General features: G+C 72.9%; 13 protein-coding genes and 3 tRNA genes. 8 read left to right on the forward strand and 8 right to left on the reverse strand.

The window, feature by feature from the left end:
- Nucleotides 1–60 precede the first annotated feature (60 nt).
- From QLQ12_RS31630 to QLQ12_RS31640, 3 genes are all read right to left on the reverse strand, one after another.
- Nucleotides 61–135, reverse strand: a tRNA-Val gene (locus QLQ12_RS31630).
- Between the two features lie 27 nt (nt 136–162).
- A tRNA-Cys gene (locus tag QLQ12_RS31635) sits at nt 163–233 on the reverse strand.
- Nucleotides 234–262: 29 nt separating this feature from the next.
- A tRNA-Gly gene (locus tag QLQ12_RS31640) sits at nt 263–335 on the reverse strand.
- A gap of 109 nt (nt 336–444) precedes the next feature.
- Here QLQ12_RS31640 and QLQ12_RS31645 point away from each other — a divergent pair.
- Nucleotides 445–1,017, forward strand: a complete 573-nt coding sequence (locus QLQ12_RS31645; RefSeq protein ID WP_282764185.1) for a GNAT family N-acetyltransferase — start codon at nt 445–447, stop codon at nt 1,015–1,017.
- A 163-nt stretch (nt 1,018–1,180) separates the two neighbouring features.
- Here the strand turns inward: QLQ12_RS31645 and QLQ12_RS31650 are convergent, their stop codons facing one another.
- From QLQ12_RS31650 to QLQ12_RS31660, 3 genes are read right to left on the reverse strand one after another with little or no spacing between them, the layout of a single operon-like run.
- Nucleotides 1,181–1,918, reverse strand: coding sequence for an FAD:protein FMN transferase (locus QLQ12_RS31650; RefSeq protein WP_282764315.1), 738 nt, complete (start codon nt 1,916–1,918; stop codon nt 1,181–1,183).
- Nucleotides 1,919–1,950: 32 nt separating this feature from the next.
- Nucleotides 1,951–2,454 (reverse strand): FMN-binding protein, encoded by a 504-nt coding sequence (locus QLQ12_RS31655; RefSeq protein WP_282764186.1) that lies wholly within the window; start codon nt 2,452–2,454, stop codon nt 1,951–1,953.
- 41 nt (nt 2,455–2,495) lie between these two features.
- Entirely contained in the window at nt 2,496–4,112 is a 1,617-nt protein-coding gene (locus QLQ12_RS31660) for a ferredoxin reductase family protein (protein ID WP_282764187.1), read from the reverse strand.
- A 155-nt stretch (nt 4,113–4,267) separates the two neighbouring features.
- Here QLQ12_RS31660 and cbiE point away from each other — a divergent pair, with 155 nt between their 5' ends.
- From cbiE to QLQ12_RS31690, 6 genes are all read left to right on the forward strand, one after another.
- Entirely contained in the window at nt 4,268–5,476 is a 1,209-nt protein-coding gene (gene cbiE, locus QLQ12_RS31665) for a precorrin-6y C5,15-methyltransferase (decarboxylating) subunit CbiE (protein WP_282764188.1), read from the forward strand.
- Nucleotides 5,428–6,216 carry a precorrin-4 C(11)-methyltransferase gene (cobM, locus tag QLQ12_RS31670; RefSeq protein ID WP_282764189.1) on the forward strand — a complete coding sequence of 263 codons (789 nt, stop codon included), beginning with the start codon at nt 5,428–5,430 and terminating at the stop codon, nt 6,214–6,216. Before cbiE ends, cobM begins: the two co-directional genes overlap by 49 nt.
- Nucleotides 6,213–6,938 (forward strand): cobalt-precorrin-6A reductase, encoded by a 726-nt coding sequence (locus QLQ12_RS31675; protein ID WP_282764190.1) that lies wholly within the window; start codon nt 6,213–6,215, stop codon nt 6,936–6,938. The genes cobM and QLQ12_RS31675 overlap by 4 nt, the downstream gene beginning before the upstream one ends.
- A gap of 53 nt (nt 6,939–6,991) precedes the next feature.
- Nucleotides 6,992–7,753 carry a hypothetical protein gene (locus QLQ12_RS31680; RefSeq protein WP_282764191.1) on the forward strand — a complete coding sequence of 254 codons (762 nt, stop codon included), beginning with the start codon at nt 6,992–6,994 and terminating at the stop codon, nt 7,751–7,753.
- Nucleotides 7,750–8,331: a hypothetical protein gene (locus QLQ12_RS31685; protein WP_282764192.1), complete on the forward strand. Its 582-nt coding sequence runs from the start codon at nt 7,750–7,752 to the stop codon at nt 8,329–8,331. The genes QLQ12_RS31680 and QLQ12_RS31685 overlap by 4 nt, the downstream gene beginning before the upstream one ends.
- A 174-nt stretch (nt 8,332–8,505) precedes the next feature.
- Complete coding sequence (locus QLQ12_RS31690; protein WP_282764193.1) at nt 8,506–9,243, forward strand: SDR family oxidoreductase; 738 nt, start codon at nt 8,506–8,508, stop codon at nt 9,241–9,243.
- Between the two features lie 369 nt (nt 9,244–9,612).
- Here the strand turns inward: QLQ12_RS31690 and QLQ12_RS31695 are convergent, their stop codons facing one another.
- The gene (locus QLQ12_RS31695) at nt 9,613–10,260 is read right to left on the reverse strand and encodes a SemiSWEET transporter (RefSeq protein WP_282764194.1); all 648 of its coding nucleotides are present in this window, start codon (nt 10,258–10,260) and stop codon (nt 9,613–9,615) included.
- Nucleotides 10,261–10,375: 115 nt separating this feature from the next.
- Between QLQ12_RS31695 and QLQ12_RS31700 the strand changes: the two genes are divergently transcribed.
- Complete coding sequence (locus QLQ12_RS31700) at nt 10,376–11,530, forward strand: hypothetical protein (protein ID WP_282764195.1); 1,155 nt, start codon at nt 10,376–10,378, stop codon at nt 11,528–11,530.
- 220 nt (nt 11,531–11,750) lie between these two features.
- Here the strand turns inward: QLQ12_RS31700 and QLQ12_RS31705 are convergent, their stop codons facing one another.
- On the reverse strand, nt 11,751–12,200 hold the full coding sequence (locus QLQ12_RS31705) for a YdeI/OmpD-associated family protein (protein WP_282764196.1): 450 nt from the start codon (nt 12,198–12,200) through the stop codon (nt 11,751–11,753).
- Nucleotides 12,201–12,204 lie beyond the last annotated feature (4 nt).

The following is a 12,204-nucleotide window of genomic DNA, read 5'->3' on the forward strand; positions in this document are numbered from 1 at the left end:
CCCAACGCAAACGGTCCGTCACCGAGCAACCGGTAACGGACCGCTGAACTGCATAAACTCTGGTGGGCGATACTGGGATCGAACCAGTGACCTCTTCCGTGTCAAGGAAGCGCGCTCCCGCTGCGCCAATCGCCCCGATCGCTTCCCGAGAAGCGTTGTGCGAGGTGGAGACGGGATTTGAACCCGTGTACACGGCTTTGCAGGCCGTTGCCTCGCCTCTCGGCCACTCCACCGAGCTGACCCCGTGTAGAAGGCCTCTCCGAGCGGACGACGGGATTCGAACCCGCGACCCTCACCTTGGCAAGGTGATGCGCTACCAGCTGCGCTACGTCCGCTTGTCCCCCCGGGTTTCCCCGGCGACGACAGAACTTTATCTGGTCGACCGCCCCGCCGCCAAACCGGGGTCCCCGCGTGTCGCGACGGATTCCCGCCATCATGGGCCGGGTGGAGATCACCACGTGGTACCTGGAACAGGACGACCCGGCCGGGATCCGTCCGGCTCGCCCTCCGGCCTGGCCGGTGGAGATCGTCCGGGCAGAGCTGCCGAGTCCGGAACTGAACCGCTTCCTCTACACGGCCGTCGGCGGTGACTGGTCGTGGTCGGACCGGCTCGGCTGGACGTGGCGGCAGTGGCACGACTGGCTGGACCGGCCGGGCGTGGAGACGTGGGTGGCTTCGGTCCGGGGTACGCCGGCCGGTTACGCCGAACTCGACGGCCACCGGCCCGGCGAGGTGGAGATCGCCTATTTCGGCCTGTTGCCGCGGTTCGCCGGGCAGGGCGTCGGCGGCCATCTGCTGACGGTGGTTCTGCGGCACGCCTGGAGCCTGTCCGAACGCCATCCCGCCCTCCCGCCGGTCCGGCGCGTCACCCTCAACACGTGCAGCCTCGACGGCCCGGCCGCCCTGGCCAACTATCAGGCCCGCGGCTTGCGCGTCGTTCGCACGCAGACCCGGCCCGGCGACTCTCAGCCGCAAGCTCCCGGTCCGTGGCCGGGCGCGGACCGACCAAAACCCTGATCTCGTACGGCTACGAACGAGTGCCGTGGCTCCCCACGCGAGGTGGCTGCCCCTCCGGCATCCAGCGCGCCCGCCGGGCTCATGCGGTGGTCGCGGTGCGAGCCGTACCCGGGGCGGACGCGGCAGGGCGGGCGCGCGCGGTCGGTCGGCGAGGCGGCGGGGACTACTCGCTGTCGGAGGCTATCGGGAGGCCCGGGGAGGTGAAGGCGCGCCCGTCGTCGGTGACGGCGGCGGACTCGTAGCCCTCCGCGACGCGCTCGGCGAGCCAGGTCAGCCCGGGTTCGCCCATGGCGAGGGCCGCGGTCGCGTAGGCGTCGGCGACGGCCAGGTCGGGGCCGACCACGGTGACCGAACGCAGGCCGCTCGCGGGTTTCCCGGCGACCGGGTTCCAGACGTGCGTGCCCCGCTCGTACGTCCCGGAGGTGGCGACCGCACCGTCGGTGACCGACAGCACCCACGCGAGTTTGTCGGCCTCCCAGGGATGACGAACGCCGACGCGCCAGGGCCGGCCGCCCGGTCCGCTGCCGCGCATCCGCAGGTCACCGCCCGCGCCGATGTGGTGCCGGGTCGATCCGGCGTCGGCGAGGCGCTGTGACGCCACCTCGACGGACCAGCCCTTGACGTATCCGGACGGGTCGAGCGGCCCGCCCGCGTACGCGTCGAAGTAGCCGCCGGTGTCGCGCCACAGATCAGCGCACCGGTCCAGGACCAGGCGCAGGTCGGCCGAGCAGTCCTCCAGGGTGAGCGCGCCGCGGCGGAACCGGCAGACCTCGCTGTCGTCGGAGTAGGTGCTGAACCGGGCGTCGACCTCGTGCAACCACGCGCACGTGGAGTCGATCAGAGCCTGGAGCCGGGGTGTGGGCAGGTCGTCGGCCAGTTCGATGCTGACGACCGTACCCATGACCTCTTCGACGTGGCGCACGAACCTGGACCCTACGCGCCGGCCTTGTCCAGTGCCGCCTGAAGGGAGGTGACGTAGGACTGGCTGGTGAACGTGGCGCCGGAGACGGCGTCGACCTTGGCGCTCTGCGCCTTGAGGGTCGACGAGTTCAGCGTGGCGACGGCTTTCGGGTTGATCGTGCCGCTGAAGTCCTTGTTCGGGAACGTCGCGTCCGCCGCGGTGATCTTGCCGTCGGCGACCTTGATGGTGACCGTGACCGTGCCGTACGGGTTCTGCACGGCCTTGCCCTTGTAGGTGCCGGCCTTGAGCCCGGCCTGCTCGTTCTGCGCGCCGCCGGCGTCGGCCGAGTCGCCGGGCTTCTTGCCGGAGGGCTTCTTGCTGCCCGACGGCGCCGGTTCGCCGGTCTCCGGCTCCTCGAGGCCACTGTCCGCGGCGGCGGGGACCGGGACTGCCGCGGGCTGGACGCTCAGGCGGACCCCGAGGATGAGGGCCGCGCCGGTGAGGGTGCCGACGGCTGCTGCGGTACTACGTCGCATCGCGAGAACTCCCAGGTCGTAGGGGTTGACTAGGCAAAACGTCAGAACTCGAACGGGTCGAGGTGAAGCTGGCTGTCCGGCACGTCGAGCTGCTTGAGCGTGTCGACGGCCGCGTTGACCAGTCCGGGCGGACCGCACAGGTAGACGTCGCGCCGGTTGACGTCCGGCACGAGGCCGCGCAGCCCGTCGGGGGTGAAGAGACGGCGCGGACCGGGGTCGTTGCGGCCGCCGACGATGTAGCGCACCCAGGCGTCCCGCTGTTCGGCCAGGTCCTCCAGCTCGGAGCGGAAGACCAGCTCGTCGGGGCGGCTCGCCCGGTAGATCACGATGGTGTCCGCCGGCATGTCCTCGAGGAGGGCGCGGATCGGGGCGATGCCACTGCCGCCGGCGATCAACAGGGCCCGGCGGCGGGTACGCCGTTCGGCGGTGAACGTGCCGAACGGTCCCTCGGCCCAGATCGGCGTGCCGGGGCGGAGCGTGGCCAGCTTGCGGGTGTGGCCGCCGGCGATGGTCACGGTGAGGCGCAGCCACCGCGGGTTCGGGGCCGCCGACAGCGAGAACGGGTGCGACTGCCACCAGCCGTTGGCGGTCAGGAACCGCCAGCGCATGAACTGGCCGGCCTGCACGGGCAGCTTGTCGAGCCGCTTGCCCTCGATGTAGATCGAGAACGTGTTGGCGCCCTCGCCGACCACCTCGGCCACGGTGAACCGGTGCCGGGCGTTGAGCCAGACCGGCTCGACGATCCGGCCCCAGAAGAGGGCGGCGATGGTGATGCAGCCGAGCGCGGGCCAGAAGACGGAGGCGAAACGGCCGCTCATGTCGGCGCCGGCGGCGATCTGGTGGCCGTACCCGAGGAGCAGCACGCCGTAGCTGGTCAGGTGGATCAGGTGCCAGAGCTCGTAGTTGAGCCGGTTGCGGACGAACCGGATCGACACCAGCGCGATGAAGGCCAGCATGCCGGTGGCGATGGTCGCGCTGATCATCTGGGGGAACGTGGTGATCACGGTCCAGCCCTGGTCGACGACGCCGGTGCCGGCGGTGAGCGCGTAGCCGTACACGATGAAGACGATGTGCGCGACCACGAAAGTCAGCAGCGAGGTGCCGAGCCAGCGGTGCCAGCGCAGCAGGTCGCGGGAGCCGACCCACTCCTCCAGCCAGGAGACCCGGCTCATCATCAGCAGCTGCATGAAGAGCAGGTAGCCGCCGATCAGGCCGGTGACCCGGCCGGCGGCGATCATCATGGTGGCGGTGTCGCCGACCGCGCCGGCCTGGGTGTTGAAGAGCCAGAGCGCGACGCTGGTGGCCAGGCCGGAGAAGAACAGCATGACGGTGAGGAGCCGGTTGCCGCTGGTCGACTCGCCCGGAGGACGGTCGTCGCGGATCGGGACGCCGGTGCCGGCCTTCCAGCCGGTCGGGTCGGTCTCCGACTCGACCACGATGTCGCCGCGACGGTAGTTGTCCGGCTGGCCGTACGGGTCGCCGTACTGCGGCTGCTGACCGTACTGCGGCTGCGCGTACTGCTGGGAGCCCTCCTGCGCCTCCGGCCACGGCGGCAGGGACGGGTTGTCCCAGCCGGGGCGCGGGTCGGCCCGGAGGCCGGAGAAGTATCCGTCGTCCTCGGGCAGCTCTCGCTGATCCTGGAAGGCCGGAATAGCCAACGTCCTCACCTGCTCAGCAGTCGTCCTACGGCGCCTGCCACCCCATGCGGCCGACGTGACGGCCGGTGTGCGGAAAGGCCGTCACAGTTGGGTACGCGCATCGCGAGGAGTTGGCTCAACGAGATCAGAAAAATCCCAGAGGTTAGGTTCACCGCATGCGTTCCGAACATCTGGTCACCGTGATCGGCATCGGCGCCGGCGGGTGGCCGGACCTCTCCGGTGCGGCACAGAGCATCCTGACCGACTCAGAGGTGGTGCTCGGCAGCGCGCGCCAGCTCGATCTGCTGCCGCCAACGGTCACCGCGCGCCGCGTCCCGTGGCCGTCTCCGCTGGTCACAGCCCTTCCCGGGCTGCTGGAGGCGGAGACCGGCCGCCGGGTGTGCGTGCTCGCCAGCGGTGACCCGATGTTCCACGGGATCGGCGCCACGCTGACCCGGATCCTGGGCGCGGACCGGCTCCGGGTCCTGCCGCACCCGTCGTCGGTGTCACTCGCGGCCGCCCGGCTCGGCTGGGACCTGACCTCGGCAGACGTGGTGAGCTTAGTCACCGCGCCGGTGGAGATCCTGGGCCGGGTGACCAATCCCGGACGGCGAATCCTGGTGCTCTCGGCCGGCGCCCGCACCCCGGCAGCGGTGGCCGCGTGGCTGGCCGCTCACGGGTACGGGTCGGCCACGATGACCGTTCTTGAACAGCTCGGCGGCCCCGGTGAGCGACTGGTCACGGGAACCGCGGACGGGTGGGCGCTGCCGGACGGCGACCCGCTCAACGTGGTGGCGATCGAGTGCGGGAACGGCCCCGTTTCGCCGGCTGTGCCCGGGCTGCCGGATGACGCATACCTGGGTGACGGCCAGCTGACCAAGCGTGAGGTGCGGGCGGTCACCCTGGCCACGCTCGCCCCGGCGCCCGGCGAACTGCTCTGGGACGTCGGCGCCGGCTCCGGCAGCATCGCCGTCGAGTGGATGCGCGCCCACCCCGCCTGCCGGGCGGTCGCCGTCGAGTCGTCGGCCGAGCGGGTCGCCACCATCACGGCGAACGCGGCGGCGCTCGGTGTGCCCGGGCTGCGGGTGGTGCACGGCCGTGCCCCCGAAGCCCTCGACGGACTCCCCCAGCCCGACACGATCTTCATAGGAGGCGGATTGACCCGCGACGGAGTGCTGGACCGTTGCCTTGCCGCGCTGCGCCCCGGCGGCCGGCTGGTGGCGAACGCGGTGACGGTCGAGTCGGAGGCGGTGCTGGCGGCCGCGTACGCGAGGCTCGGCGGTGAGCTGAGCCGGGTCACCGTGCAGCGCGGCTCGCCGGTCGGCGGTTTCACCGGGTGGCGTTCGTTCATGCCGGTGACGATCTGGTCGGTGGTGCCGCGATGACCGTGCACTTCATCGGCGCCGGCCCGGGCGCCGCCGATCTGATCACCCTGCGCGGGCACCGGCTGATCGCCTCGTCGCCGGTCTGCCTCTACGCCGGCAGCCTGGTTCCGGAGGAACTGCTGGAGGCCTGCCCGCCCGGCGCCCGCAAGGTCGACACCGCGAAGCTGAACCTCGACGAGATCATCGCCGAGATGGTGGCCGCGAACTCCTCCGGTGCGGACGTCGCCCGGCTGCACTCCGGCGACCCGTCGGTGTTCAGCGCGGTCGCCGAGCAGATGCGCCGCCTCGACGCGGCCGGTGTGCCCTACGACGTCACGCCCGGCGTGCCGGCGTTCGCCGCGGCGGCCGCCTCGCTGGGCCGCGAGTTCACCGTGCCCGAGGTCGCGCAGACGGTGATCCTGACCCGCACCGCGGAACGGGCCACCGCCATGCCGCCCGGCGAGGATCTGGCCACCCTCAGCGCCAGCCGGGCCACCATGGTGCTGCACCTGGCGGTCCAGCGGATCGGCCCGGTGGTGGCCGAGCTGATCGGCAACTACGGCGCGGACTGCCCGGTCGCGGTGGTCGCACGGGCCTCCCGGCCCGACGAGCTCATCCTGCGCGGCACGCTCGCCGACATCGCGGCCAAGGTCGATCAGGCGGGGGTACGCCGTACCGCGGTGATCGTGGTCGGAGCGGCCCTGACCGCCGGGCAGTTCCCGGACAGCCACCTGTACTCCACGGACCGCTGCCGGTCATGAGGGTCCTGCTGCTCGGCGGGACCACCGAGGCGCGGCGGCTGGCCGGACTGGTCGCCGGCGAGTTCACCGTGGTCACGTCTCTGGCCGGGCGGACCACGGATCCGCTGCTCCCGGCCGGCGAGGTGCGGATCGGCGGGTTCGGCGGAGTGGACGGGCTGGCCGGCTATCTGCGGGACGAGCGGATCGACGTGGTGGTCGACGCGACCCATCCGTTCGCGGCGACGATGAGCGGGCACGCCTTCGACGCGTGCGCTGCGCTGGGCGTACCCCTGCTGATCCTGCGAAGGCCCGGCTGGACCGCCGGGGCGGGCGACGAGTGGCACCGCGTCGCGTCGCTGCCGGAGGCGGCGCAGACGCTGCCCCGGCTCGGCCGCCGGGTGTTCCTGACCACCGGACGGCAGGGCCTCGCGCTCTTCGCCGGGCTGGACGGATGCTGGTTCCTGGCCCGCTCGGTGGAACCACCGGCCGGGGTGATGCCGCGTCACCTGGAGGTGTTGCTGGACCGGGGGCCGTTCACCGTCGAGGGGGAACGGGAGCTGATCACCCGGCATCGCATCGACGTGCTCGTCACCAAGGACAGCGGCGGAGCCGACGCCAAGCTGGTGGCTGCTCGTGAGCTGGGCGTTCCGGTGCTGATGGTCAACCGGCCACCGGCGCCGCCGGCCACGACGGTGTCCACAGCGGACGCCGCAGTGTCGTGGTTACGTGCCCGGGGCCGCTGAAACACGACAACGCGGGGGCTGCGCGGCGGGCGTCACGGTGCGACGCTCGACACATGTCCGGACGCGCGCTGCATGCCGAACTCGCCGCGGTGCGCGCGCTGGTGGCGGGCGCGCGGGCCGGGATCACCGAGACGGAGGACACCGGTCAGGTCTGGATCCGCACCGCGTGCGCGCGGCTGAACGCGCTCGACGGGCTGCTCGCCGAGGCGGCGGGAGTGCCTGCCGCGCCGGTGCGGGTGGCCGCGCTGACGGTGATGACGTTTCTGGTGGTGGCGGGGCCGGCGGCACTCGCCACGGCGATGGGTCTCGGCGGCGCCGGGGTTCTCGTGGCGTCCGGCTTGGCCCTGGTGATCGGAGCCGCGGCGATGCCATCGGCCGGCTGCCGGGTGTTCGCCCTGGTCGGCCGGCGGCGGCTCGCCCTCACACCCCGGCCGGCGGCGCTCGCGCCAGAACCGGCCGACGCGCCGGAACTGGCCAGTCCACCGAGGCCGCCCAATCCGCCCGACCTAGCCAACCCGCCGACGTCGACCGATCCGCCGAGGCCGACCGATATACCCGACCTAGCCAACCCGCCGACGCCGGCCGATGTGCCGGGGCTGGCCGATGTGCCGGATGCGCTTCTCCATGCCCGGGTGCGGTTGGTCTCCGCGGCTCTGCGGCACGTGGGCGCCGACAGCTGGACGGCTCCTCAGTTGCGCCGGGCGATTCGCACCGACCCGGTGACCCGCCGCCTGGCCCACGCCGACCAACTGCTCTGCCAGGCGATCGACTGCGTCGAGCGCTGTCTCGGCGACCGGAGGAAGGACCTGCTGTGACGCGTGCTCTGGTCCGCCATGATCCGTTCTCCGGCGAAGCCCGGCCCCGGCTGCGCCACCTCGACCGCGACCTCGACGCCGTGATCACCGACGCGCAGAGCCGGGACTGGTCGGCGGACCGCCCGGACCGGGTGGTCTTCGCCCGCCTCGGGCAGACCCGGCATCAGGTGCGGTCGGCCGCCGGGCGGCGCGGGACGCCACGCCCGCCGGCCGACCCGGTCGCGGTCCTGACCGGAGTCACGGCCGGCTGTCTGACGGCCGGCGCGGTGCTGCTCGCCGCCGGCGCCCCGGGGGTCCGGCCGCTGCCTCTGGCACTCACGGCCGTCGCCGGCCTGTGGGCGGCGCTGACCGCCGTCGCCGTGCTGCGTCACCTGCGCCGCCGCTGGGACCGCACCGCCACCGCCGGTCCGGCGCCGATCGACGACCCCTATCGGTACGCCGCGTTCCGCCGCCGCATCGAGGCCTGCGCCGCCACCGCCCGCCACCACCGGTCGCACCGCCACCGGGCGGCCGCGATCGACCTGGAGTACGCCCTCGACTGGCTCGCCGCCGCACAGAGCGAACTCCACCGCCGCTGAACCCACTCCACAGGCCATCACCGCCAAGCCGCCACACAGACCCAACCCCAAAGGCCGCCACCGGCGCCGAACCCGCCCCGACGGGTCGCCGCAGCCGGGTCGCCGCGGGCGCGGCTGTCACCTTCGGATCGGCTCGTTCGTCCCCTTCGAGTAACGGCGACCGAAGGAGCACGAATGAAGATCGTTGTGGTGGGCGGCACCGGGCAGACCGGACGACTGCTGGTCGAGGCCCTGGGCGCACGCGGCCACGAGGCGGTGCCGGCGTCACCATCGACCGGTGTAGACGCCTTCGGCGGCGCCGGCCTGGAGGACGCCCTCACCGGCGCCGACGTGGTGATCGACGTCACCAACCCGCCGTCACAGGACGAGGCCGAGGCGACGGCGTTCTTCCGGACCACCTCGGCGAACCTGACCGCCGTCGGGTCGAAGACCGGCGTCCGGCACCACGTGGTGCTGTCGATCATCGGCTTGGAGGAGGCCTCGGACCTGGCCTACTACCGGGCGAAACTGGCCCAGGAGGCGGCGGTCCGCGCTGGCGGGGTGCCTTGGACGATCGTCCGGGCCACTCAGTTCTTCGAGTTCCTGGACGTGCTGATCCAGGCCAACACCCGAGGTGACGAGATCCACCTCTCACCGCTGCGGCTCCAGCCGATCGCCCTGTCCGACCTCGTCGACTACCTGACCAGGATCGCCGAGTCGGAGCCGGCCGACGGCACGGTCGAGGTGGCCGGCCCGGAGGCGCTGACCCTCGACGAGGCTGGTCGCCGCCTGGCGGCTCCCGGCCGACAGGTGATCAGCGACGGCAAGCCGTTCTTCGGCGCGGACATCCCGGTCGACGCCCTCGTCGCGGGGCCGACGGCCCATCTCGCCCCGACAACCCTGGCGAAGTGGCTCGCCGCCCGCACGGCCTGACACCCCAGCCGTATCTCAAGCACCCCGCCACACACGCACAACCCGCGGGAACGACGGCTCACCCGCCCGGCCAGCCACCAGCCGTAACCCAACCACCCCACCACGCCCCCGAAACGCGCGCGAACGACGGCCCGCGGCACGGCCCGGCCATCCAGCCGTAGCGCCGGCGCGCCATCACGCGCTGGGAACGCGTGTGAGCGACGGCTCGCGCGCCGTTGGAGGGGGCTTACGGCGAAGCGGGGGCGGCCCCCAGGCGCCCGCGGGGCGGCCCCGCCCGGGGGTGCGGGGGGGGGGGCGGGTGCCCCCCCACCCGGCGGCGGGCCCCCCCCCCCCCCCCCCCCCCCCCCGCGCCGGGTAGTCCGTTGTGGATCAGGCGGTGGCCGGCACCAGAGCGCCGCCCCGACGGGCGAACAGCACACCGCAGACGATCAGGGCACTGGTCAGGCCCACCAGAGCGGACGCCCACACCGCGGGCTGGCCCACGCCGACGCCGTAGACGAACCACGAACCGCAGGCAGACGCGGCCAGGGTCCAGCGCGCCGGCGACAGCCCGGAGATGTCCTGGTTGCGGTCGCGGAGCAGGGCCAGCGGCTGCGGCACCGCCGACACCAGCGAGATCGCGGCCAGGGCGGTGCCCAGCATCGCCGCCGCCCGCGGCCCGGAGACCTGCGGCAGCGCGGCGGAGGCGGCGGTGCCCAGCACCACGAGCAGCACACCCGCGGCGGCGCCCGCACTGGCCAGGAGCGCACGGCGGGCACGCACGGCCGGGCGGGTGACCAGCAGCGCGATGAGGATGGCGAGGCCGGTCGAGGCGCTGACCGTGTTCGTCACCACCTGGAAGCGGTCGCCGATCAGCAGCCCGTAGGTGACCCAGCCCAGCGGCATCGCGACACTCAGCATGCAAGCGGTGGCCGACAGGCCGCCGGTACGGCGGCGCACGCAGGACCGGTAGACCTGGGGCCAGGCGATGGACATGGACAGGACGGCACCGAGGAGGCCAAAGGCGTGGGTAAGCATCGCAGAGCCGTTCGGCGCGCCCCCGCGACCGCTGACCGCTCGCACCCGACCCGCTACCGACCGCACCCACAAGGCACCCTGGAGGACACCCACATCCTTTTGGCACAGTGGACAGATGCTGACCGACGTGGACCTGCCCGCGCCCGGACTGCTCTGGACCCGCTGGGTGACGCTGAGCGCCACCTGCGCCGCCGTCGGGCGCACCGGCATGTGGTCGATCGACGGCCGTGGAGCCGGGCGCGACCACCACGACGGAAGCTGGGCCCGTTTCGCGCTGCTCGACGGACGCCGCGCGGTGCTCTACGGCCACGATCACGAACACCGTGAGACCACCCGGGCCGACCCGGCGCTCGACCTGCTCACCGGCGCTCCCGACTGGCTGCCCTGGGACACGCTGTCGTCGCTCGCCGAACAAGACCGGCTCGGTTTCGTGGTCTGGCACGAGAGCGGCCGGTGGTCCCGGGTCCGATACCGCGACGGTCTCGGCGACGGCATGACCCGATTGGCCGGGCCGCTGCTGACCGCCGAGAGCACGCTGCGGGCGCTGACCCGGCTCGGCCCCCGGCCGGCCGCCGAGCGCCTGCTCGCCGCGGCTGTGCGCACCGAGGTCACCGGCGGTCACTTCGCCGAACTCCTGACCGGGGAGACGCCCGATCTGAGCGCGGCGATGGCCACCGCCGCGCGGGGTGGCATCGTGCCCGGCAGTTCCGTGCCCCGGATCGAGCCCGGGAAGCGGCCGCCGATGCGCCGGGTCCGCCGGCTCAGTCAGGGCGAGCACGACCGCCTCGTCTGGGCCGCCATGCGGGACTCCCCCGAGATCTCCCGGCCGGCCCCGCCGGCCACCGCCGAGTTGGACGAGCTGGTCGGCTGGCTCCAGGACCGGGCGCCGCGCTCCGACGGGCGGTGCACCCTGCTGGCGTACGCGGACGCCACCAGCTTCAGCGTGCAGCCCGGCGATCACCCGCCCGCGGACCGGCCGGGCGAGGAGCGCTACGCCGCGTTCCGGCGGCTCACCGAACTGGTCCGGGCCCTGCGCCGGGCCGAATCGGATCCGCGGTACGGCAGGTGGCTGTTCCTGCGGATCGAGACGACCGCGACCGGCGTACGGGTGGAGCGACGGTACGACTCCTGGCCGTCCTGGTGGCACGACGACGGCGTCTCCGGCCCGTGGCGCACGAACCTGCAGGAGGAGGTGGACGCCCGCCTGCCGGCCTACCGGCCGTCGTGGGTGCGCGTGCTCGACCCCGAGGTGGCCTACCGCCCGCGGTGACGCCGGGGATGATGCTCCCCGATGGTTCACGAGGAGTCCGGGAAACGCATCAGCCCGCGCCTTCTGACCTGGCCGGATGTCGATCCGGCCGAACATCCCTTCGACCCGGCGAGCGTCCTCGCCACACCGCCCGGGAGATCTCTCCGCCGGTCCCGGCGCGGCCTGACGAGCAGCCGGCCAGGCGGCTTGAGGCCAGCGGGCCTGCGGCGGCGGGCCGGGGTCAGCGGGCCTTGCCGGCTCGCAGCAGGTCGAGGGACTTCGCGAGACGCCGGGCCCGGGTTTCGGCGGTCTTGGCCGAGGTCAACTGCTCGGCGTGCCACCGCTGATTGCTGAAGGACATGCCGTCCCAGAAGGCCTTGGCCTCCGGCTCGGCGGCGAGGGCCGCAGCGAGATCTTCAGGAACCTCGATGGCCCGTGGAGCTTCGTCCAGGGTTATGTCGAGGTCGTAGACCTGGCCTCCTTCGAGGCCACCGGCGGTGCGGCGCTCGGCGCTGACGCCGAGCCAGTAGGAGCCGCCCATCTTGGCGATCGACGACCGGAACTCGAACTCGCCGGCCCGGACGACGACCTTGGGCCGCCCGCCCCCACCGAGGGCGGTCACGAACTCGTCGGGAATCTGGAAGCCGGTGGTGTTCCCCCCGGTCTTCTGCAACTCACCCCGGAACTCCATGCCC

Origin of the sequence: Actinoplanes sandaracinus (genome assembly GCF_030009775.1) — a bacterium.
GTDB lineage: Bacteria > Actinomycetota > Actinomycetes > Mycobacteriales > Micromonosporaceae > Actinoplanes > Actinoplanes sandaracinus.

Coding starts and splice junctions, on each gene's coding strand:
- QLQ12_RS31655 (WP_282764186.1), bottom strand. CDS start 2,454: ATGCGACGTAGTACCGCAGCAGCCGTCGGCACCCTCACCGGCGCGGCC.
- cbiE (WP_282764188.1), top strand. CDS start 4,268: ATGCGTTCCGAACATCTGGTCACCGTGATCGGCATCGGCGCCGGCGGG.
- QLQ12_RS31675 (WP_282764190.1), top strand. CDS start 6,213: ATGAGGGTCCTGCTGCTCGGCGGGACCACCGAGGCGCGGCGGCTGGCC.
- QLQ12_RS31700 (WP_282764195.1), top strand. CDS start 10,376: ATGCTGACCGACGTGGACCTGCCCGCGCCCGGACTGCTCTGGACCCGC.
- QLQ12_RS31690 (WP_282764193.1), top strand. CDS start 8,506: ATGAAGATCGTTGTGGTGGGCGGCACCGGGCAGACCGGACGACTGCTG.
- QLQ12_RS31695 (WP_282764194.1), bottom strand. CDS start 10,260: ATGCTTACCCACGCCTTTGGCCTCCTCGGTGCCGTCCTGTCCATGTCC.
- QLQ12_RS31680 (WP_282764191.1), top strand. CDS start 6,992: ATGTCCGGACGCGCGCTGCATGCCGAACTCGCCGCGGTGCGCGCGCTG.
- QLQ12_RS31650 (WP_282764315.1), bottom strand. CDS start 1,918: ATGGGTACGGTCGTCAGCATCGAACTGGCCGACGACCTGCCCACACCC.
- QLQ12_RS31705 (WP_282764196.1), bottom strand. CDS start 12,200: ATGGAGTTCCGGGGTGAGTTGCAGAAGACCGGGGGGAACACCACCGGC.